General features: G+C 33.6%; 19 protein-coding genes. 13 read left to right on the top strand and 6 right to left on the bottom strand.

Features of this window, described 5'->3' with window-relative positions; translation table 11 throughout:
- From B3J44_RS23125 to B3J44_RS23095, 7 genes are all read left to right on the top strand, one after another.
- Positions 1 to 340 (top strand): NAD(P)/FAD-dependent oxidoreductase (locus B3J44_RS23125; protein ID WP_414654829.1); only part of this gene is annotated, 340 nt, incomplete at its 5' end.
- Positions 341 to 1,054: a methyltransferase domain-containing protein gene (locus tag B3J44_RS23120; RefSeq protein WP_286971745.1), complete on the top strand. Its 714-nt coding sequence runs from the start codon at positions 341 to 343 to the stop codon at positions 1,052 to 1,054.
- Positions 1,051 to 2,103, top strand: a complete 1,053-nt coding sequence (locus tag B3J44_RS23115; protein ID WP_286971744.1) for a type III polyketide synthase — start codon at positions 1,051 to 1,053, stop codon at positions 2,101 to 2,103. Before B3J44_RS23120 ends, B3J44_RS23115 begins: the two co-directional genes overlap by 4 nt.
- An 11-nt stretch (positions 2,104 to 2,114) precedes the next feature.
- Positions 2,115 to 2,552 (top strand): 3-hydroxyacyl-ACP dehydratase FabZ family protein, encoded by a 438-nt coding sequence (locus B3J44_RS23110; protein ID WP_286971743.1) that lies wholly within the window; start codon positions 2,115 to 2,117, stop codon positions 2,550 to 2,552.
- Positions 2,549 to 3,817 carry a beta-ketoacyl-[acyl-carrier-protein] synthase family protein gene (locus tag B3J44_RS23105; protein WP_286971742.1) on the top strand — a complete coding sequence of 423 codons (1,269 nt, stop codon included), beginning with the start codon at positions 2,549 to 2,551 and terminating at the stop codon, positions 3,815 to 3,817. The genes B3J44_RS23110 and B3J44_RS23105 overlap by 4 nt, the downstream gene beginning before the upstream one ends.
- Before the next feature lies 1 nt (position 3,818).
- The gene (locus B3J44_RS23100) at positions 3,819 to 4,073 is read left to right on the top strand and encodes an acyl carrier protein (protein WP_286971741.1); all 255 of its coding nucleotides are present in this window, start codon (positions 3,819 to 3,821) and stop codon (positions 4,071 to 4,073) included.
- A complete protein-coding gene (locus B3J44_RS23095) occupies positions 4,070 to 4,567 on the top strand; it encodes a 4'-phosphopantetheinyl transferase superfamily protein (protein ID WP_286971740.1) in 498 nt (165 codons plus the stop codon). Before B3J44_RS23100 ends, B3J44_RS23095 begins: the two co-directional genes overlap by 4 nt.
- 13 nt (positions 4,568 to 4,580) lie before the next feature.
- On the opposite strand, the gene B3J44_RS23090 is transcribed toward B3J44_RS23095, so the two are convergent.
- Genes B3J44_RS23090 through mprF form a run of 4 tightly spaced genes read right to left on the bottom strand, consistent with a single transcriptional unit; the run spans position 4,581 to position 9,678 of the window.
- Entirely contained in the window at positions 4,581 to 4,934 is a 354-nt protein-coding gene (locus tag B3J44_RS23090) for a DUF488 domain-containing protein (RefSeq protein ID WP_286971738.1), read from the bottom strand.
- A 3-nt stretch (positions 4,935 to 4,937) separates the two neighbouring features.
- Positions 4,938 to 6,362 carry an AcvB/VirJ family lysyl-phosphatidylglycerol hydrolase gene (locus B3J44_RS23085; RefSeq protein WP_286971737.1) on the bottom strand — a complete coding sequence of 475 codons (1,425 nt, stop codon included), beginning with the start codon at positions 6,360 to 6,362 and terminating at the stop codon, positions 4,938 to 4,940.
- A gap of 22 nt (positions 6,363 to 6,384) precedes the next feature.
- The gene (locus B3J44_RS23080) at positions 6,385 to 7,038 is read right to left on the bottom strand and encodes a DUF998 domain-containing protein (protein ID WP_286971736.1); all 654 of its coding nucleotides are present in this window, start codon (positions 7,036 to 7,038) and stop codon (positions 6,385 to 6,387) included.
- A gap of 12 nt (positions 7,039 to 7,050) precedes the next feature.
- Positions 7,051 to 9,678 (bottom strand): bifunctional lysylphosphatidylglycerol flippase/synthetase MprF, encoded by a 2,628-nt coding sequence (gene mprF, locus B3J44_RS23075; protein WP_286971735.1) that lies wholly within the window; start codon positions 9,676 to 9,678, stop codon positions 7,051 to 7,053.
- A 189-nt stretch (positions 9,679 to 9,867) separates the two neighbouring features.
- On the opposite strand from mprF, the gene B3J44_RS23070 reads away from it, so the two are divergent.
- From B3J44_RS23070 to B3J44_RS23045, 6 genes are all read left to right on the top strand, one after another.
- Complete coding sequence (locus B3J44_RS23070) at positions 9,868 to 10,653, top strand: polysaccharide deacetylase family protein (RefSeq protein WP_286971733.1); 786 nt, start codon at positions 9,868 to 9,870, stop codon at positions 10,651 to 10,653.
- Between the two features lie 47 nt (positions 10,654 to 10,700).
- Positions 10,701 to 11,825 carry a serine hydrolase domain-containing protein gene (locus B3J44_RS23065; RefSeq protein ID WP_286971731.1) on the top strand — a complete coding sequence of 375 codons (1,125 nt, stop codon included), beginning with the start codon at positions 10,701 to 10,703 and terminating at the stop codon, positions 11,823 to 11,825.
- A gap of 344 nt (positions 11,826 to 12,169) precedes the next feature.
- Positions 12,170 to 13,087 (top strand): bestrophin family protein, encoded by a 918-nt coding sequence (locus B3J44_RS23060; protein ID WP_198858028.1) that lies wholly within the window; start codon positions 12,170 to 12,172, stop codon positions 13,085 to 13,087.
- 15 nt (positions 13,088 to 13,102) lie between these two features.
- Positions 13,103 to 13,795, top strand: a complete 693-nt coding sequence (locus B3J44_RS23055; protein WP_198858027.1) for a response regulator transcription factor — start codon at positions 13,103 to 13,105, stop codon at positions 13,793 to 13,795.
- The gene (locus B3J44_RS23050; protein ID WP_286971727.1) at positions 13,785 to 15,152 is read left to right on the top strand and encodes a HAMP domain-containing sensor histidine kinase; all 1,368 of its coding nucleotides are present in this window, start codon (positions 13,785 to 13,787) and stop codon (positions 15,150 to 15,152) included. Before B3J44_RS23055 ends, B3J44_RS23050 begins: the two co-directional genes overlap by 11 nt.
- A 300-nt stretch (positions 15,153 to 15,452) precedes the next feature.
- Entirely contained in the window at positions 15,453 to 18,668 is a 3,216-nt protein-coding gene (locus B3J44_RS23045) for a TonB-dependent receptor (RefSeq protein WP_286971724.1), read from the top strand.
- A 136-nt stretch (positions 18,669 to 18,804) separates the two neighbouring features.
- On the opposite strand, the gene B3J44_RS23040 is transcribed toward B3J44_RS23045, so the two are convergent.
- Both B3J44_RS23040 and B3J44_RS23035 read right to left on the bottom strand, forming a co-directional pair.
- Positions 18,805 to 21,276, bottom strand: a complete 2,472-nt coding sequence (locus B3J44_RS23040) for a glycoside hydrolase family 95 protein (RefSeq protein WP_286971721.1) — start codon at positions 21,274 to 21,276, stop codon at positions 18,805 to 18,807.
- A gap of 42 nt (positions 21,277 to 21,318) precedes the next feature.
- Positions 21,319 to 23,118, bottom strand: a 1,800-nt coding sequence (locus B3J44_RS23035) for an alpha-L-arabinofuranosidase C-terminal domain-containing protein (RefSeq protein WP_286971718.1), incomplete at its 5' end; no start/stop codon positions are given.

Below are 23,118 nucleotides of genomic sequence, written 5' to 3'. Positions count from 1 at the left end.
TGTAGAAAATCATATTTTAATGATTGGAGATACTGCAGGATTGATTCATCCAATGTGTGGCAACGGAATGGCAATGGCGATTCATAGCGCTAAAATAGCTTCTGAACTAGTTCTTGATTTTTATTATGGAAAAATTGAAACCAGAAATGAATTTGAAAAAAAGTATATCAAAGAATGGAAAAAGCATTTTAGCAAACGATTATTTTTTGGCAGACTATTATCAAATGCATTGACGCATAAAAATTTAACTCATATCATGACGACCATTGCAGCATCGATTCCTGCATTACTTTCGTTCATTATAAAACAAACGCATGGCCGACCAATAACAATTGAATAAATGGGTGTAAACACTAAATATAGAACAGAAGAAATAGAGATAATGGATGATTTTTCGCTTGAAAGCGAAGAATTGATTGGCGCGTTAGATCAAATTGCTTCTATCAACCAATTACTTGGAGGAAATAAACTGACGCTACATGGCATAAAAGAACTTTTAAAAAATAGTGATACTTTAAAAACAATAATCATTGCTGATATTGGTTGCGGAAATGGAGATATGTTGCGAATGCTTGCTAAATACGGAAAAAAGCAAAATCTAAATTTTAAACTAATTGGTATTGACGCCAATGCTTTTACAATTGATTATGCCAAGAAACTTTCACAAGGTTTTACAAATATTGACTATTTCTGTATGGATATTTTTAGCGAAGATTTTAATCGGCTAAAATATGATATTGTTTTGTGTACGTTGACGTTGCATCATTTTACAACAGCGCAGATTGATGAAGTTATGAATGTTCTAAATAAAAATGCTTCGATCGGAATTGTTGTAAATGATCTTCATCGAAGCAAACTCGCTTATCGATTATTTGAATTGGTAAGCGTTATTTTCAATCTCAATAGAATGTCTCGTAATGATGGTTTGATTTCCATTTTAAAAGGATTCAAAAAAAAGGAATTGGAGCATTTCTCCGAAAAACTAAATCTAAAAAACTATTCCATAAACTGGAAATGGGCGTTTCGCTACCAGTGGATAATTACTAAAATATGAGTGTAAAGATAATCACAGCTGTTAAGCAGCTTCCGCAATATTCTCGAACGACCGAAGAAATACTTCCACTTGTAGATGTATGGCTTGAAGGTCAAGAAGAACGTTTTATTAAAAAAGTCAAAAAGATCTTTGAAGGCGCTTCTGTAGACAAACGTTATTCTATCATGGAACCTTCAGAAGTTTTTACCGCAACTTCATTCGAAGAAAAAAATGATATTTATAGTCGTGAAATGATTGTTCTTGGGCATCAAGTTCTCGAAAAAGCATTAGAAAAAATTGGTTGGGATCCGCAGAGTTTAGATTACATTATTACCGTAAGCTGTACCGGAATTATGATTCCTTCGCTTGATGCTTATCTGATTAATAAAATGAAACTCAGACAAGATATTGTTCGTCTTCCTGTAACCGAAATGGGTTGCGCAGCAGGAATTTCGGGAATTATTTATGCGAAGAATTTTCTAAAATCGAATCCCGGAAAACGTGCAGCGGTAATTGCTGTAGAATCGCCAACGGCAACTTTTCAGTTAGATGATTTCTCTATGCCGAATATTGTCAGCGCCGCGATTTTTGGTGATGGTGCTGCTTGCTGTTTATTGTCTTCAAAAGAAGAAGATGCTGGTCCTGAAATTCTCAATGAACAAATGTATCATTTTTATGATGCTGAACACATGATGGGTTTCAAACTAACAAACGGCGGACTGCAAATGGTTCTCGATATTGAAGTTCCAGATACGATTGCTTCTCATTTTGGCGATATTATTCATCCTTTTCTAAAGCAGAATAATCTTGAAATTAAAGATATTGATCACATGATTTTTCATCCTGGGGGAAAAAAAATCGTGACAACTGTTGAATCTCTTTTTGGAGGATTAGAGAAAAATATTGACGACACTAAAGAAATTCTCAAACAATATGGTAATATGTCGAGCGCTACAGTTTTGTATGTTTTAGAAAACATTATGAACCGAAATCCGAAAAAAGGAGAAAAAGGTTTAATGCTGAGTTTTGGCCCAGGATTTTCGGCACAAAGAGTTTTATTACAATGGTAATTTGAAAGCTTATGAAATTAACAGATATCGTAAAACAACTTCCTTACAGTGAGCCCTTTTTATTTGTGGATGAATTGCTTCACGCAGATGAAAACGGTGTTATAGGAACTTATACCTACAAAGAAAATCTTGATTTTTACAAAGGCCATTTTAAAGATAATCCTGTTACTCCAGGCGTTATTCTAACTGAAACAATGGCGCAGATTGGAATGGTTTGCTTAGGAATATTTTTATTAGGAAATGAATTGGGAGAAAACACCGTAATTGCTTTTACTTCGGCCGATATGGAATTTTTGAAACCTGTTTATCCAAATGAAAAAGTAACGGTGACATCTGAGAAATTGTTTTTCCGTTTCGGAAAATTAAAATGTAATGCTGTAATGAAAAATGAAGCTGGACAAGAAGTTTGCCGAGGTGTTTTGGCAGGAATGATAACCAAGAAATTATGAAAAAACGAGTTGTTATAACAGGACTTGGAGTTGCCGCGCCAAATGGTGTTGGCATTCCTGCGTTTAGTCATGCACTACAAAACGGCATTTCGGGTATTCGTCATGATTCTCAGTTAGAAGAATTGCAATTTTCTTGTCAGATTGCGGGTCAGCCTCAAATATCTGAGGAATTAAAAGCCCAGTATTTTACAGAACTCGAACTTCGCGGATTTAATAGCACCGGAATTTTATATGGTGTTATTGCAGGAATGGAAGCTTGGAATAACGCAGGATTGTCCATAAACGAAAATCCAGATTGGGACAGCGGCATTATCTTCGGATCTGGAACTTCTGGAATTGATAAATTTCGCGAAAGCATTTATAAAATTGATGAATTGCAAGTTCGAAGATTAGGGAGTACAGTTGTGGCTCAAACGATGAATAGCGGTATTAGCGCGTATCTAGGCGGTAAAATCGGATTGGGAAATCAGGTTACCACGAATTCTTCGGCTTGTACAACTGGAACTGAAGCTATTTTAATGGCTTACGACCGTATTCAATCTGGACAGGCAAAACGAATCTTGGCAGGAAGCACTTCTGATAGCGGACCTTATATTTGGGCTGGATTTGATGCGATTCGTGTTTGTTCTTCCAAGTTTAATGACAATCCAGAAGAAGGTTCAAGACCTATGAGTGCTTCGGCAGCTGGATTTGTTCCAGGAAGCGGTGCTGGTGCTTTTATTATTGAAGATTTGGAAACTGCTTTAAAACGAAACGCAATCATTTATGCTGAAATTTTGGGTGGAAATGTCAATTCTGGCGGACAGCGCGACGGCGGAACTATGACGGCACCAAACAGTACAGCCGTTCAAAGATGCATTAAAACTGCTATCCAAAATGCAGGAATAACTCCGAATGAAATTGATGCTATAAACGGGCATTTAACAGCAACAACAAAAGACAGTTTAGAAATCGAAAACTGGACAAAAGCGTTAGAGAGAAATGGTTCTAATTTTCCGTACATTAATTCACTCAAAAGTCTAACTGGACATTGTTTAAGCGCATCTGGAAGCATTGAAAGTGTTGCCACAGTATTACAGCTTTATGAAGGCTTTTTGTTTGGAAATAAAAACTGCATTGATCTACATCCTGAAATTACTGCACTGATTGATTCGTCAAAAGTGCTCTTAGAAACAAAAAAAACTAACCCCAAAATAATTGCAAAAGCCAGTTTTGGTTTTGGCGATGTAAACGCGTGCATATTATTTAAAAAATTCGAAAATTAAAATGGACAGACAAGAACTTACCGCAAGATTAAAAGTAATTATAAAGCCTTTTGTAACTAACATGGTCGCCTATGACAACTTAACAGAAGAGACTGATTTTATAAAAGATTTAAATATAAATTCGGCAAACTTGGTTGATATTGTTCTTGATCTTGAAGAAAACTTCAATATTGTAATTGACAATACCGATATGGAAAGAATGCTAGATGTAAAAACAGCTTTAGAAATTATCGAAACTAAACTTGCCGAAAAATGATTGGCAACGATATTGTAGATCTCGCGCAGTCACGTATAGAAAGCAATTGGCAACGGAAAGGCTTTATAGAAAAGCTTTTTACAGCTGATGAACAATTACTCATAAAAAATTATGCTGAACCAGAAATCATGGTTTGGCTTTTATGGAGTATGAAAGAGGCTGCGTACAAAATCTATAATCGCCATACCAAAATACGTGAATTCAGTCCGAAAAAGCTTTCTTGTTCATTAGAGTCTTTGACTTCACAAAATACATCAGGAAGAGTCATTTGTGATAAAGGAATTTATCACACAAAAACATTTTTGTCTTTGGAGAACATTCATACCATTGCTGTAGATAATCAGAAAAATATCAATAATGTAATTGAAGTTCAGAACCCAGAAATTGTAAAAGATGAAAATGGAATTCCGTATTTAAAAACTTTAAACTCACTTCAGGATATTTCAATCAGTCATCACGGAAGATTTCAGAAATGGGTTGTTATTCGGCAATAAATTTATTATGCTCTTATTGTTTCTTTAGAAGAAATTCTCTCAAAACAACCGCATGATTTATTTCGGTATCTCTTGCGCCATACAATAACGTGATAGATTGTTTTTCTGCAATTATTCTTAATCGTTCAACATCTTCATTTTTCGTTTTTAATTCTTCTGTATATAATTTAGAAAAATCGGTAAAATGTTCTTTTTTGTGATCAAACCACGTTCGCAATTTTGGCGAAGGCGCAATTTCTTTATCCCATTCATCCATTTTAAGATCAACTTTTTTTATTCCTCTCGGCCATAAACGATCTATTAGAATGCGATAAGTTCCATCATTCTCTTTAGAATCGTAAACTCTTTTAATCTGTATTGCTTTCATTTCTTATTTCATTTCCTTCACAATACTTTCTGCTAGTTTTGCATAATCATCGTTGAAGTGATGTGAGCCTGGAATTTCTATGGTTTTAATATTCGATTCTGCAAAACGTTTTCTCGTTTCTTGATCTTCTTCACTTCCGAAAAAACAAACCGGATTATAAGCTTTTATTTTCTTGATTTCCGAAATCACATCATAATTATCATTTGAACTTTCCATACTTAACATATCTGCAATATGAATTTCAAAATCAGCTTTTACATCTGGCGATAACGAATAAACTCCTTTTAAACTTTCTTTTAAGTTTTCTGGAAAATTAGCCGCAACAAACGGAATAACAGATGCTCCAAAAGAATAACCTACAAGAATAACCGATTTTTTATTCCATTGCTGCAAATAATGTTCTACTGCTTTTGACACAGCAATTGACGTTTCTGATGGCGTTTTAGCATTCCAAAAATACTTCTGAGCATCAAGTCCCACAACTGCAATTCCTCTTTCTGCTAACGCTTCTCCAACAGATTGATCAAAACTTGTCCAGCCTCCATCCCCAGAAATGACAAAAGCAATCGGAAGATTTTCATCTTTACTTTTTGTCGGAATCAATGTTAAAGGCATTTCAAAAGGCAGCGGTTCCAAATGCTGTTCTTTCAATAACGAATTCTGCTCTGATTTTTGTCTTGCATAATTGGGTGTATTCAGAATTTCTTTATAAGCATCTATAAACTGAGGAAGCCAATTTTTTGTAACCGAAAATCCGTGTCCAACTTTTTGAAGTGTAATTAATTTTCCTTGTTTAAGTCCGTCCATGTATTTTTTAGTATCTGCATAATTGCAAACCTGATCTGTTGTTCCTTGCAAAACAATAAAAGGAGCTGTAAGTTTTTCTGTTTTTTCGAGATAAAAGGCTTTTCCTTCTTTTAAAACATGAGAAGTTAGTCCAGAACCATCGCATAAAGTTCTGTCTGTTTCAATATCAGGACAAAATCCTAAAGCAATAGCTCCACTAAAAGTATTGGCAGGAGCTTGAGCCAACATTCCATAAACGAGTGTAGCGCCAGAAGAATATCCTACTAATATGGGTTTAAAATATTGTTTTAGCTTTAATTTCTTTTGCAAAATCAAACTCAATTCTTCGAAATCGCCCGCTGGATAATAACATTTTGATTTTTCTTTTTTAATGTTTTTAAAATAATGCTGAATATCAATACCAGCCACCAAAGCTCCTTGATCTACAATGTTTTTGGCCATATCTACTACTCCACTATTCCAGCCTCCGTCGCCAGAAATAAACAATACAACTGCATTTGGTGTTGCTTTGGGTTTATATATCGTTACTTTTCCAAATGAACCTACATTTATAGTGTCCAAGCTTGCTGCAAAGACACTTTGACCAAAAACGAAAAGAAAGATTATTGCTATTTTATTCATTTTGATTCTTTTTAACGTTAAATTAAAACTGGTTTTCTTTACCGTACATTATTAACGAAAGCGCAATAAAATATACATAGAGATTTAGCAGAAAAAGTCTTTGCCACAATCCTTTGTAAAGAGAAATGAAATTATTTTGATCTGAAGAAAAACGAAATGTAAAGAGTATCGTTGTAATGAGTCCGAAAACAAAAACAACCCATGAAAAAATATGAAACAGATATTTTCTTTGTGTTACAATAGCTTTACGCAAAATAAAAGGAAGCAGTAATGCTGCAATAACGCCAATACCACCGGCCAAACTATGCATCATAAAAGAATCAGTCATTCTGCCCTCGACTCTATCAGCTTTAAATAAACCAGAGCCAATACCTTCTCCCCAACCGTAGAGGATAATTAAAACAGAACCTAATTTTATAGCATTAGAATTGTCATTAAATACTTTTCCAAAAAAAATTCCAAAACCAATAAATATAATTCCAATGCAAATCCACCAAATCGAAATTATATTAGAAACAGGACTAATACTGGTCCCTAGCGAACTCATTGTATCTTTTAACTGATCATATCCAGCGTATCGGCTTCCTAATACAAACACGGCAATAAAATCGGAAATACAGGTAATGATACAAAGTATTGCCATTATTTTTGTCCAATTTAATTGTGCTGTTTTCATATTTTAAAAAAATTATGGTTTTACAACTTTATTAAGAACAATTGGAGCTTGAAGCAAATCGTAATCATGAGAATACACTAAGTATTTGTTGTGCCAAATGGGAGAAAATTTTTCCTTAAAATCTCGCAAACCTTTATAATGCGAAAAGAATTTGATTCTTTCGTAAGCAAACTTCATTGATTTTTCTGGAAAAGTATTCGCTTCCTCAATTCCGCTCATAGCGGCCAGTCCGAGATTTACAGATTCACAATTTTGCGATTTTAAATAGGTAAAAAGCTCAATAAGAATAAAATCCATTATACCGTTTGGCGCATCGTTTGTTTTACGGATTAAATCGTAAGTCCCTTCCTTTTCAGCATAATCGGGAATTACATTTAAGAAAGCAACAACTTTTTCTTCGGCGTTATCAACCGTAATAATCGTCTGCTGTTTAAGCTCTTCCCAATCAAATCTACCTTGAGAAAATATAATTTCGCTTCTTCTGGTACTATCCAACCATTCATCGCTAACAGCTTTTATTTTTTGAAGCACTCCATCCTTTATTGGCGGCGAGTAAATAGTAGTTTTAAAGCCTTTTTCTTTGACTTTGCTTATTGCATTTCGCAACGATTTTTTAGCACCGCCTTCGAGCGTAAATAGCGATAAGTCTACAACTCCTTCTTGACCAATAAACAAACTCTTTTTTTGCAGTGAAGTAAACACATCTAAGTTTTCTTCGGACACGCGATAATAGATACTTCTTAGACCGTTTTCATAACAATAATCATCAAATTCTATTATGCATTCTTTCATTTCGGCATTCGATTCTGCAACTGGATTTTCTAATACAACAGCAAAATTATCAGCAACACGATACGCTAAAAAAGCTTTCTGATTTTTGGCAATAAAAATGGTCTTGTCATCGTAGGTTTTAAAATAATCTAATGATGACGAACCATATTGCTGCAGAATAGCATTTGCTGCAGAAAAATCTGCTTCTACAGCTTGTTTTTTAATTGTATACGGACGTATTAAAGCGTAAAGCAGAAATCCTAGAGAGAGAAATCCGCAGATATTTATAGACAGAAGAAAACGTCTTGCAAAGCGGTCCAAAGGCACTAAATCTGAACTTCCGATCAAGAAATAGTTTTGCAATGTATATCGTATCGATTGAAGCCAGTCAAAATCAATATTAAAATGTTTTTTGTCTAAGAAATAAAAGCCCAAAATACCATAAACTAAAACAGCTGAAATACTTATTAAAACCGTTTTTAAACCTAAACTCTGCAAATGCGAATTGCTCTTTATATAATATTCTTTTCTTGTCACAATTAAACTAACCAGAACAACAAGTGCAATTACAGCTTCTTCATAATCAATAGCTTTAGTAATATTTCCTATTACAGAAATGCCCGTAAGAAAAACTGAAAACCACCACGCAGTTCGCAATCCTTTGAGCATAAAAGCCGCATTAACTAGCATAAATAAACCTGCAGTTATTACAAAATAGTTGGAAACTTTGATTGCAGAAATGGGAATTATATCTTCTAAAACATCTAAACGCTCAGAAATAGCCGGCGTTAAAACAGATATGATATTGATTAATCCTAAAATAAAAATTAGAAAAGAAGGAATAATGCGCATTAATAATTTATTGGCACTGAATAAAAACAATGCTGCTCCAGCCAGTAACGGAATCCAGAATTCGAAGAAGCGATAGAGAAAGGTAATTGCTATTGCATTAACATTCTGAAAACCAAATTGTATCAATATAAAACTCATTGATATTTCGATAGCTCCGAGTCCACGAAGAAAAGGCGAAACAATCAAAAATATAACCGAAATAATGTATCCCATTATTGCTGCGGTTAAGGATGGCGCAAATCCTAAAGCGATCATGGCGACATATAAATGCGCAATTCCAACAAACTCAATAATAGTAGAATAAACAACAACAAGCAGAAACTTATTTTTTATGATTCTGTTGTTTCTCAAATCCTCCATAAAGACCTCGGCAGAAGGAAAAAATCGAATAATAATAGTATAAATAAATCCTTTTTTTATAACCGAAACATAAACATAATACAGCATAATGCTTAATCCAGCAACTGCCGCAAACGCATACCATTCTCCAGAACCTGTTGTGCCTTGAAAAAAAGAATAAATTAAAGCAGGAATCGCGACTATAATGACAGAAAGTATACCGACAAAACCATAAACAATTGATGCAAAATGAATTTGAGTTGCTTTTACACCTTTCTTTTCGATTGGTTTAGTGAAAAAAGCTAAAGAAGAAATTCCGCCAGCAGGCAGGAAAACACTAACAAAGTTTCGTTTTAGAAAGAGAACAACGGCATCTTTAAATGTAATTTTGCTTTGTACGGCCAGAAAAGAGGCGTAATACATTAAAGCTTGCAATGTGATATAAATGACGGCCAGAATAACACCGCATAATACCCAAAAAATGCTTGCATCGGCAATAACATTTTTGACTTCTTTTAATTCTGAATTTTCATGTTTGATAAACCATATTCCGATTCCGAGAAAGAAAATGGTGAAGATTGCTTGCCTAATAATTTTATCATTTTCGCGTATAAATGAGATTCCTTTTTTTTCTTTAAAAAAAACAAGAAATCGATTAGAAATGGATTGTACTTTCATATTTCTATTATAGAATAATTTTAGCAATGAAAATAAATATCTTGTGTCGTATAAATTTACAATAATTATCTATCACTTATAACTTTACACAAATCTTTTTTAAGTAGACAGAGAACCAATTATTAAGAAGATTCTCTATATTTGAATTGAATTATATTCTAATTTTAATTCCCTAACGAGCCAAAATCTATGAGGATATTTTTGACAAAATCTATATTATTTTTACTATTCTTAACCTTACTTTCTTGCGAAGGCAAAAAAACACAAACCGAATCTAAACCAGCATATAAAGCTGGAGTAATTTTATCTTTTGACGATGCTTATGTCGACGAATGGTCTGAAGCAGATCAAGTTTTAAGAAAATATTCTTGGAAAGCCACTTTTAACGTCTGTAGAATTGATTCTATTGGAGCTCCCGAAATAAAAACACTGTTAGAGATGCAAAAATATGGTCATGAGATCGCTGGACACGGTTATCATCATTACAATGCTGTTAAGTTTACCAAAAAATATAGCGTCAAAGAATATTTAAAACAAGAAATAGATCCGATGATTGTTTCTATGAAGAAAAAGGGATTCAACGTTACATCTTTTGCTTATCCTTATGGAGAAAGATCAGATTCTTTAGATCAAGCATTATCTCCTTTATTTAAAATTATTAGAGGAAGAGCATTTGGTGGTGAAGCTCCAGAAAAACAAGACAGCTATTTTAATAATTCTAAAATTGTTTTTGCTTTTGATATTGACAATAGCCACATTCATTTCAGCATTCCTTATGTATTAGAATTATTAGATTATGCCAAAAGAAACAATAAAATTCTACTTCTTTGCGGCCATAAACCTGTAAAAGAAATCACTGAAAATTATCAAGTTAAAATTGAAACTTTAGAATTCATCTGCAAATACATGAAATTGAATGATCTTAAGTTTTATAAACTTTCCGATTTAGACAATTTGGTTCAGCCAAAGCTTTAATCCAGAAAATTGAATTACCACTAACATAAAAACAGCTTTTTTTTAAAATGAAAAATTTTCTAATCACATTAAGCCTAATACTATGTAATATAATGGCTTATTCTCAAAAAGGCACAATTCCTGCCGACAATTTGCTTAAAACCAAATTAGACTCTCTGGTCAATAAATCGGTTCTTCCGTTTATGTCAGAAAGTTCGAGAGTTGGTCTTTCTATCGGAATTATAAAAGATGGAAAAGAATATTTCTACAACTACGGTTCTACTCAAAAAGAAAAACAAGTACTTCCTACTTCAAATACACTTTACGAACTGGCTTCAAACAGTAAAACATTCTCTTCGACATTACTAGCAAGAGCTGTTCTCAACAAAAAAGTAACTCTTACAGATGATATTAGAAAATATTTAAAAGGAGATTATCCAAATCTTCAATATAAAGGAACGCCAATCACGCTACTAAATCTTGCAAACCTTACTTCTGCCCTTCCAAACTGGATGCCTGATAGCAGAGAGATTTTCGCAAAAGCCAATCCCGACTCTATTGCTTATATATTAGATGCCGTGCATCGAAAATACAGCAAACAACAATTTTACACCGATTTGCATGATGTGAAATTAGATACAGTTCCTGGAGCAATTTCTAGACATTGCAACACAGCAGCGCAATTATTAGGTCATATTATGGAAACAGTTTATGGAGAAAAGTTTGGCACACTTATAAAGAAAGAATTTACAACTCCGCTTAAAATGAAAAATACCGTTTTATTAGGCAATGTTAAACTTCCAGCTTCAATGGCCTTTGGATATGATGCAAAAGGAAGAAAAATGCCTTTTATAGACTGGGAAGATATGCAGGTTGCGGCATCAATAGCTTCTTCAACATCAGATATGCTGCAATACATTAAATATCATTTGAATGAAAAAAATGCAGATGCAAAATTAACACATCAGCCAACTTTTGGAGATCTTAAGAATGGTGCAATTGGCCTAAACTGGAAAATAACCAAACCAGAAAATGGTCCAGTAAGAATTTCGCATACTGGAGGAAGCTTAGGTTTTAGTTCTTATGTTATCTTTTCTCCAGAATCTAATTCGGGAATTATTCTCTTTGCAAACGACTCTGATATGAAAACACAAAATGAGCTCATCAAATTGGCAGAAACGATATTGTATTAAAAAATATTCCGTTAGGAATATCTGATCGGTAGAAAAATTGGACGAAACGATATTTCATTAAAAAATATTCCGTTAGGAATATCTGATCGGTAGAAAAAAAAAGATAACGCATTCGCATAGTGTCCTGTAGGGACACCTGTTTTTACGAAATAATTTTTGCAAAAACCAATCAAACGTTCCTACGGAACGTATCTTTGTTTACAATTAAAAAAAATCTACCGATCAGACATTCCTACGGAATGTTTAATATCTCAAAAAAGAAATTATGACGATTTATCTTTTGAAAAATACTTAGGAAATAAATACTTTTAATTACTTTTAATGCATCAATTTTATTCTGCATAATGATTATTAAGAAAAAAGACAACTGGTTTAAAATGCTCTTTGAATGGAAGGGTTCTGTTTTACCCCAATTGCTTCCACGATTGTTTCTACTCTTTTTGTTTTCCTTCCTTATTGTTTATTATAAATCTTTTCTTCTCGAATATAATCTTCACATTAATCCAGCAATTTTTACTTTGTTCGGAATTGCGCTTGCCATATTTCTTGGTTTTAGAAATAATGTAAGTTATGATCGTTTTTGGGAAGGAAGAAAACTTTGGGGCGCTTTGTTAAACGATACCAGATCACTTGCCAGACAAAGCATTACACTTTTAAATACAAAAGAAAACAAATTAGAAAGCCAAAAGTTTATTAATCTTTTAATTGCATTTGTTTATGCTTTAAAACATCAATTACGAAATACCAATTCTACAGAAGATTTTAATCGTTTGCTTCCTTCAGACTTTAAAGAACAATTGAAAGATGTTCATTTTAAGCCAATTATTATTTTAAGAGAATTAGGTTTATGGGTAAAAAAAGCAAAAGAAGAGGGCAAAATTGACGGAATGGCGCAATTGGCATTCGAGGAAAATTTAAATAAACTTTCGGATATTGTTGGCGGATGCGAAAGAATTGCCAGTACTCCTATTCCGTACACCTATAGCGTATTATTGCATCGAACAGTTTATATCTATTGTTTTATACTTCCGTTTGGATTTGTAGAAACATTAGGATGGATCACGCCTTTTGCAATTGTTTTTATTGCTTATACTTTTGTAGCCTTAGAAGCTATTGCAGACGAATTAGAAGAACCATTTGGCGTTCAGCCAAATGATCTAGCTTTAGATGCAATGTCTCTTATGATTGAGAATACACTTTTAGAATTAAACGATCAAAAGACGATTGAAAAGAAAACTCCTAACCAGTATTATATTACCTAATTTACTTCAAAAACGATGAACAAAGTTTTATTAGTCGAAGACGATCCGAGAGTTGCTTCTTTTATTACAAGAGGACTTGAAGAGCAATTGTATCAGGTAAAAAATGTCAGCAAAGGTTTTGACGCCATTAACGAAGTGATGGAAAATACTTATGATATTATCATTCTTGATATTATGCTTTCTGATATTTCTGGTTTTGAAGTCTGCGAAGTTTTAAGAAATCGAAAAATAATTGTTCCTATTCTTATTTTAAGTGCGCTCGATACTCCACAAGAAAAAGTTAGAGGATTGAAAGCCGGAGCCGATGATTATTTAGCAAAGCCCTTTTTGTTTGAAGAACTTCTAGCGCGAATCAATGCACAACTTCGTCGCACAGAATTTAGCACTGGCGTTTTAGATTTTCAGTCGTATGCCGGAATCAAAATTAACATGAAAGAACAAAGCGCCAGCAGAGATGGTAAAGAACTTAATCTTTCTTCAAGAGAATTAAAGCTTCTGATCTTTTTTATGAAAAACCGAGAAACTGCTTTGTCTAGAATTGCCATTGCAGAAGCTGTTTGGCACATGGATCTTGATATGAGCATTAATACTGTTGATGTTTATATTAATTATTTAAGAAATAAAATCGACAAGAATTTTCCTTTTCCGCTTATACATACCATAAAAGGTACAGGATATATGCTTAAAGATAAATCTAATGAATCTTAAAAGTAAACTTGCCAGAAATTCGACTCTGCTGTTTGCCTTTATCTTAGGCCTTGTCCTTATTGGATCTTTTTTGCTTTTTAAAAGCCATCGAAAAGATTTGTATTATGAAAAACTCGAAGACAATGCCTTAATTACTGCTTTCTTCTATTTTGAGAAAGATGAAATTAGAAAAATGGACAGTGTCAGTTATAAAGACATTGAAACTCAATTTAATAAAATTGCGAATCAGTCTATTCGAATTTACAATGCAAAAACAAAGAAATTGTATTTGCGCGATGATGTTCCTGTTGTATTAAATGATCGAGAATTAAAAGCTATTTCGCGAGACCGAATTCTGCATTTTACAATAGACGAAAGACAATTTAGCGGTTTATACTACAAAGACAATCAAGGAGATTTTATTATTGTTGTTTCTGGAATAGACGATGTTGGAATTAGGCAGTTAGAAATGCTTGCCATTGTTTTCTTTACTTTTTATCTGGCAGGAATTGCACTTAATTATCTTTTAGGAAGGTTTTTGGCAAAACAAACTTTCAGACCTTTTGCCGATGTTATTTCTAAAGTAAATACCATTACAACAGAAAATCTCCATTCTAGACTTGAAATGCCAACCGCAAGCGGAAAAGATGAAATAAAGGAATTGATTACAACTTTTAATTATCTTTTAGAAAGACTGGAAAATGGTGTTGCAATACAGAGAAACTTTCTTAAGAATGCTTCTCACGAATTAAAAACTCCGCTTACTTTTATTATAGGAGATATCGATGTTTCTTTACAGCATCCGAGAACCAATGAGCAATATGAAGAAGTTTTAAAATCACTTCGAAGAGATACTTTTCACTTAAAGTCAACATTAGACGGATTGCTTATTTTATCTGGATTAGAACTTTCAGAGCCTGACCAGATGGAAATGGTTAGAATAGATGAAATTTTATGGAATATACTCGAAAAGAAAAATATCGAATATCCTGAAGTAAAAGTTTCACTTAATCTAGATGCTGTTGCCAATAATGAAGATTTATTATTTGTAAATGCTAACCGACACATGCTTTTTATTGCTCTATATAATATTATAGACAATGCAATTAAGTTTTCTTTTCCTTTACAGGTTAATATTGTAGCTTATGAAGAGCAAGGAAAACTGCTTCTAAAAATAATAGATCAAGGTTCTGGAATTGAAGAAAAAGACCTCAAATCTATTTTCGATTTATTCTTCAGAAGCGATCGCACCAGACACATTCAAGGACAAGGATTAGGTCTCTTTATTACGATGCAAATACTAAAACGCCATAACATCACTTTAACTGTTGATTCTGAACTTGAAAAAGGCACTGTTTTCTCTCTCCAATTTCCGTAGTATTTGAAATAAAAATCAAAGACTTTTCTTGGTCTTAAAAATAGCTTTTCTGCTCTTCGTAACATTTACATAATACTCTAATCTATCTCTAATCTTGTTTAAATCTATCTCTAATACCTTGTTTTATGGGATGTGAGAGAAACTGCTTGATTTTAAAGCGATAGCCGTTTTTTTATTAAATAACATCTTCGTTATCTTAAGTTAACAAAGAATTGTTTTTTGATTTTTCGTTAACATAAGCCTTAAATCGAATCAAAGTAAAGAGAGTTTATTTGTCGTGGATAAAAACTAATAAATAACATGACAAAACTAAAACTCTTTTTTTCGGCTTTAATGCTCCTTACAGCAGGAAGTATTTTTGCCCAGATTACAACTTCATCGTTGTCTGCAAAAGTCAATGATGGAACTACTGCAGTTATAGGTGCAGAAGTTACTTTAACACATTTACCTACAAATGCAGTTTACAGAGCGACAACAGACAAATCTGGTCGTTTTAGCTTCGAAAACTTAAATGCTGGTGGCCCTTACGAATTAGAAATAAAAGGTAACGACACCAAAGATTACTCAAATGCAAATATTTATCTAGCTCTTGGAGAAAATGATTTACCAACAATAGTAGTTGGAAAAGCAGATAACAATGTATTAGAAGAAGTGGTTATTACAAGTTCTAAACCTTCTTCTAAAAACAATGGTACAAGCATTAATGAAAAACAAGTAAACTCGCTTCCTTTGATTAATAGAGGAATTCAGGATGTTACAAAACTTGTTCCTCAAAGTTCTAACAACTCTTTTGCTGGTACCAACTTTAGATACAACAACGTTACAATTGACGGTTCTATAAATAATGATGCCATCGGATTTAGCCCTTCTTTGGGTGGTCAATCTGGAACTTCTGGAATGCCAGGAAGCAGTACGCGTTCAAATTCTATCAGTTTAGATGCGATTCAAGATATTCAGGTTTATATTGCTCCTTACGATATTAAATTAGGAAACTTTTTAGGAGGAAGTGTAAATGCTGTAACAAGAAGCGGAACAAATACTGTGAGCGGATCTATTTACAGCTACGGAAGAAGTGCTGCTATAACTGGTCCTAACAATGCTGGTGACGGTTCTAAAATGCCAAGTTCTTTTGGTGATTACCAAGTAGGTTTCAGATTAGGATTGCCAATTATTAAAGATAAATTGTTCTTCTTTACTAATATGGAATATGCAGAAAGAACAGATCCTGTTTTTTATAATGCTGGTTCAACAGATTCTAACGGAAAATTAACTTCATTAGTAGATAATGCTACTGCAGAGCAAATTTCACAATTCGTAAAATCAAACTACGGATTTGATCCAGGAACTTACGGTTCTTACAATAACTTCTCTAAAAGCCAAAAATTCTTCAATAAGATTGATTGGAAAATCAATGAGAAAAACTCCCTTTCGTTAAGAAACAATACCGTAATTTCTCAGGCTACAAACTTAGAGCGCGATGCTGCAAACTTCAGATTTGCAAGTATGGACTTTACTCAGAAAAACCAAGCTATCAGTACGGTTTTAGAATTAAAAACGCATTTCAATAGCCAATGGTCTAACTCATTTATTGCAAGTTATTCGGCAATAAAAGATTATCGTGATCCAAAATCTAATAATATCATGTTTCCTCAAACAGAAATTGGTTATAATGGAGGAACTATTTTCTTAGGAAATGATCGTGAAGCAACTGTTTTCAATATGAAGCAAAATACTGCTGAGATTACAGACAACCTTACTTATAAAACAGGAAATCATACTTTCTTATTTGGTACTCACAATGAGTTTTACGATATCAACTACGGTTTCGTAAATGCACTTAACGGAAGAGTTTCATACAAATCTCTAGCAGATTTCTTCAATAAACTTCCTACTCGCGTTCGTGGAACTTATCCTTTTGATGGTTCTACAAGAGACGAAATCTTCAATAATCCGTATGCTAAATTCAAAATAAACATGTATAGCGCTTACGTACAAGACGAAATTAGAGTTGGAGACAAATTAAAAGTAGTTCCAGGTATTCGTATCGATTATACAGATTTGCCAAACAAACCAAAATTAAGCGAGCAGGTACAAAACTCTCCTGAAGATCCAAACTACGGAACCACATATACTTATACTCCGTTGAATCAAATTAAAAACAACTTCTTTAGTTCAGCATTAGTTTCTCCTAGAATTGGATTTACTTATAATGTAGACGATGATAAAACATTTGTTATTAGAGGTGGTTCTGGTGTATTTACAGGAAGAATTCCGTTTGCATGGTTAGGATATGCTTATTACAATGATGGTGTTGGATACGGAAGTTATGACAAAAACAATTTGACTGCTGCTCAGGTTGCAGCTGCTGGAGATCCTTTAGCAACTGGCGGACTTAACGGTTACCATGATGCTACGCCAAAAGTACAAGCCGATTTAATTGACAATAAATTTAAAATGCCTGCTGTTTTAAGAAACTCATTGGCTTTTGATAAAACGATTGACGGATACAAATTTACTCTTGAAGGTATGTACACAAAAGTAATTCGTGACTTAGAGTTTCAACAAGTAAATAAAACAGATAATCCTACTTATTTCTCTTACGATACAAAACACGAAATGCCAATTTATGCTGCAAACATAAACTCAGCTTTTTCAAATGCATATTTGTTATCAAACACAAATAAAGGATACCGTTACAGCATTACTGAAATGATTTCTAAAACTTACGATTTCGGTTTCAACTTTATGGTGGCTTATACTTACGGAGATTCTCGTGATATCACAAACGGAATTCGTAACTCTATGGAAAGTAACTTTCAAATGAACCAATCTTTAACTCCAAATAATCCGCAGTTAGCGACTTCTAACTTTAATATTAAGCACAGAATCGTTTCTAATGTAGGTTACGGCGTAAAAGTTGCTCCAAACAATACTTTATCTGCTAACGTGTATTTCAATGCACAATCTGGAAATCCGTTTTCTTGGGGATTTGTTAACTCAACAATTGCAGGAACAGGACAAGCAGCAGGTTTAGCTTATATCTTTAAAGATGCAGCAGAAGCAGCAAAATATATTGGAGTAAATTCTGCAGGAGTTCCATCTGCAACAGCAGCACAACAAGTTGCAGATTATGAAGCTTTCATCAACGGAAATGATTATTTAAAAAGCCGTAGAGGAACATTTACACAAAGAAATGGAGATACAACTCCTTGGAACATTCAAGCTGATTTAAAATTAATGGATGAAATTAAGGTTACTAAAGTAGGGACTTTCCAAATTTCTTTCAGCATGGCAAATATCGGAAACCTTATCAACAAAGATTGGGGAAGAAGTTATTTTGTTCCTAACACTTATAATTCAACAGCAAGTCTTGGTTTAACAAAATCAGGAAACTTAGGCGGAGTTGCTACAGGCGATCCAACTTATACTTTCCAAAAACCAACTACTTCACCTTATACTGTAGATCAATTAGCTTCAAGATTCCAAGGTCAGCTTGGCTTGAGATACTCGTTCTAAAAATTGTGTTTTTTTTTATTTTTGATTATCTCCCCGTTTCTCCTTTAAGAAACTGGGAGATTTTCCTTTTAAACTTATAAAACAAAAGCCACTCTCACAAAAGAGAGCAGCTTTTTAAACAAACCAAATATAAATATTACTGTTTTTCTGGTGTAATACTGTAAGAGATTCCTTTTTTAGTAGCAAATACGGCAGTGTAACCAATAGTTGATTTTTCGCTTTTAATATTCAGCTTATCTACCACAAATGGTTCTGCAGCTCTTACAGTGCAAGTTCCTCCGTTATTAGATACAATTTTTGTCTTACTCATTTTCCCATCTTTCCATTTTATATCTACAGAGAAATTTCCTTTTGCTTTAATACCTTTAATTTCGCCATCTGTCCAAGCATCTGGCAAAGCAGGAAGCAAATGAATTTCTTGATTCTGACTCTGCATTAGCATTTCGATTACACCAGCTGTTCCTGCAAAATTTCCATCAATTTGAAATGGCGGATGCGCATCAAAAAGATTCGGATAACAACCTCCGTGTCTATTATATTCTGTGTTATTTTCCTTTGTTAATCGCAACTGATTTTTGAATAATCGATAAGCATGATTTCCATCTAAAAGTCTTGCCCACATATTTACTTTCCAAGCCAAGCTCCAACCTGTTCCATCGTCTCCGCGAAGTTCTAGCGTTTTCTTTGCAGCGTTTGCTAACTCAGGAGTTTTTAATGGAGAAATCAAATTGGCAGGATGCAAAGCATACAAATGAGAAGTATGCCTATGATGCGGATCTTCTTCTTCAAAATCTTTATACCATTCTAATAGTTGTCCTTTGCTTCCTATTTGAAATGGCAATAATTGTTCTTCTGCTTTACTTACAGTTTTTCTGAAATCAACATCTGTATTTAAAATTTTAGAAGCCTCAATTGTATTTTCGAATAAATCTTTTATAATTCCAATGTCCATTGTAGAAGCTGTTGTAACAGTTCCTTTCTTTTTTCCATCATAATAAAATATATTTTCTGGAGAAGTAGAAGGCATCGTTACCAAATAGCCATTTTTATCTTTTTGAAGCCATTCTAAACTAAATTCTGCAGCTCCTTTCATTATCGGATATACTTTTTTAAGATACGTTAAATCGCCCGTATATTGATAATGTTCCCACAAATGTCTGCTCAACCAATTGGCCCCCATATACCAATTGGCCCACATTGGATCTCCTTTTCCAAAATCGCCTACCGGATTTGTCATTGCCCAGATATCTGAGTTATGATGCAAAACCCAGCCATTTGCATGGTAATAACTTTTGGCTGTTTCTGCTCCTGTTATAGAAACATTATTAATGAATTCGTCTAACGGAAAAAACATTTCAGACAGATTTCCTGATTCTACTGGCCAATAATTCATCTGTAGATTAATGTTGGTCGTATAATTGCTGCTCCAAGGTGCACGAAGTTTATTATTCCAAATTCCTTGTAAGTTTGCTGGCGCGTTTTGTGTACGCGAAGAAGAAATTAATAAATAACGGCCGTATTGAAAAAATAAAGCTTCCAATCCAGCGTCTTTTTCACCTTTTGCATATTGTTCTAATCGTATATCGGTTGGCAAATTAGATTTATTGGTTTCGTTTACATTTAATTGTAATGAAATTCGGTTAAAGAATTTTTGAAAATCGGCTTTATGTTCTTTAAATAAAACATCGTATTTCTTAGCACTAGCTTTTTTAATTGGAGTTTCAGCAAATTGATGTTCATCTTTTCCTTGACTATCTGGACATTTATCAAATCCATTAAAGCTTGTTGCTGCCGAAACAAAAAGCAGTATTTCAGATGCATTTTTTATAACTAATCTATTTCCTTCAGAAGTTATTTCTCCATCTTTTACAATTGGTTTAATAATCAATTCAAAACGCATTCCTCTACATCCTGATGCGTCTTCATAAACAACAGGCTCTGTATTGTAATCAATATAACTTGGATCTGAATGAGAAGGTGTTTTACCTTTTAAAACCAAAGATTGATTTTGAACTACTTTCTGATTTTTTAAAAGGCTTGAAGCATCAATTGCAATAGAAAGTTTTTTTAACTGATCTGCAGAAAGTTTTATAACAATACATTGTGCAGGCGCAGATGCGAAGATTTCTCTTTTGTAATTTACACCGTCAACTTTAAAATTGGTTACCGCTAATCCTGTTTGAATGTCAAGACTTCTGTTATAAGAATCTGTCTTCTTCCCGCCAAAATCCTGTTTTAGAATCAGATCTCCTAAAGGCATAAAGCTTTCGCTATAAGCTCCTTGCATGTTTTTAGTCAATTCATTCGCCTTTTCAAAATCTTCATTTTTTAATGCTTCTCTAATTAATGCCAAGTTTTTAAACGCATCTGGATTTACATTTTTCTGTACAGGTCCGCCGCTCCACAAAGTAGCTTCATTGAGTTGAATTAATTCAGAATCGACTCTTCCAAAAACCATTGCTCCAAGCGTACCATTTCCTATTGGCAAAGCTTCTGTCCACTCAACAGCAGGCTGATTATATTGCAATTTTAAATCCTGCGAATAACCCAAAAATCCAGTAATGGCAGAAATAAATATAAACCCCTTTTTAAAAAAATGATATCTCATGGTATTTTTATTAATAATTTGCAATTGATAATTTACAATAAATTAGTTCATTTTCAATTTTAAGACCGTTACCGAATAAGCAGGAAGATTTAAATCTTGTTTTCCTTTTATCACTTTGTATTCACTCTCTTTTGGTGTAATTTTTTTAGGTTCTGCAAAAGTATTTTCATCTTGTGTACTTGCACTTGCCAATCTTATTATTGTTCCTTTCGTACTTAATTTTGCGCCTTTTAAATCAATATTCACTTCTTGGCTTGATGCTGCAGTATTGACCAATTTTATAATAATTTCTTTGCTGTTTGCGTCTTTTACCGCCGATGCATACAAATCATTCTGGCCAATTAACGCCTTTCCGTCTTTTGTAATGCTTAATAAATCTGTTCCTTTATTGGTTGAAAACAATTGCTGTACATAATAATTGGCTGATCCGTAAGATTGCAGATTATTAAACCAAATCATATCTGGTGTCCATTGCCAAGCATCTTCATGCGCCATCAAAGGTGCGTAAGAAGTTAACTGAACAACTTCTGCATTTCTTTCTAATCCTGTCATAAAAGCAGCTTCAGAGAAAGCACATTCCCAATTGTTTCTATTATTTGGGTTTGCTCCAGAAACACTTTGTGCAGCATATTCTCCTGCAAATATTTTTGGCCCTTTTCTATCATAATTATCGTAACGTCCTGCATTTTCTCTAAACCATTTCGGGCTTTCGTAATAATGTTCGTCTACCAGTTCTGCGTTAAGTTTTTTAAGTTCTTGCATTGCATAATCAAAATGTTCGCCTTTTGGAGAAGGTCCGCTTCCAGACACAATAATAATATTAGGATATTTTGCTTTTATGGCTTGTTCAAAAACTTTATATCTTTCAATGTAAGCTGGTCCCCATTGTTCATTACCAACTCCGATATATTTTAAATTAAATGGTTTTGGATGCCCCATGTCTGAACGGATTTTTCCCCAGTTTGTAGTAACTGCACCATTAGCAAATTCGATCAAATCTAAAGCATCTTGAACGTATGGATCTAATTCATCCATTTGAGCCAATTCTCCTGTATTGTATTGACAAGCCATTCCGCAACTTAAAATAGGTAGCGGTTCTGCACCAATATCCTCTGAAAGCTGAAAATATTCGTAAAATCCTAATCCAAAACTTTGGAAATAATCTGGAGTTTGCTTGTGGTTGAATTCGACATTCCAACGATTCATCATGGTTTTTCTTTCTTCCACATTCCCAACCGATTTTTTCCATTGGTAACGATCTGAAAGTGTTCTACCTTCTACAATACAACCTCCTGGAAAACGCAAAAATCCAGGTTTTACATCATACAAAAGCTGTACAAGATCTTTTCTAAGTCCGTTTTTTCTACCTTTCCAAGTATCTTCAGGAAAAAGCGAAATCATGTCTAAATCAATAATTCCCGTTCCTTCAAAAGTTAGCTTTAATTTCGCTTTTGCTTCTGTTTGAGTACCAATAAGCTGTGCTGTATAATTCGTCCATTGATCTGATTTTGGAACAATGCTCGTTTCTCCAATTACCTTTTGATCTTTATCTATTAATTGAATAATAATTTTTTTTATTGCTCCATTATGATTCGCAGCTTTTAAAGAAAAATTGTACTTAGCATCTTTCTTCACTCCCATTCCTCTGAAACCTTCATTTATTAAAGCATAGCCTTTATCATTATTAATCTCAACTCTGCAAAAATTAGTATTATTTGAAGCTATGTTGACAGGTAAGGCCATTCCAGATTCCTTATTCATTGAAGATCTGTTCGATTTAGGTTGCTCCCATCCCATTAAAGGTTTTTCAAATTCAAACGATCTATTTTTAATCATTTCGGC

This window comes from Flavobacterium sp. UBA4854, assembly GCF_002399805.1.
Classification (GTDB): Bacteria; Bacteroidota; Bacteroidia; order Flavobacteriales; family Flavobacteriaceae; genus Flavobacterium; species Flavobacterium ginsengisoli.
The sequence above is the reverse complement of the archived record's forward strand: the minus strand, read 5'-3'. Positions and strand labels throughout refer to the sequence as shown.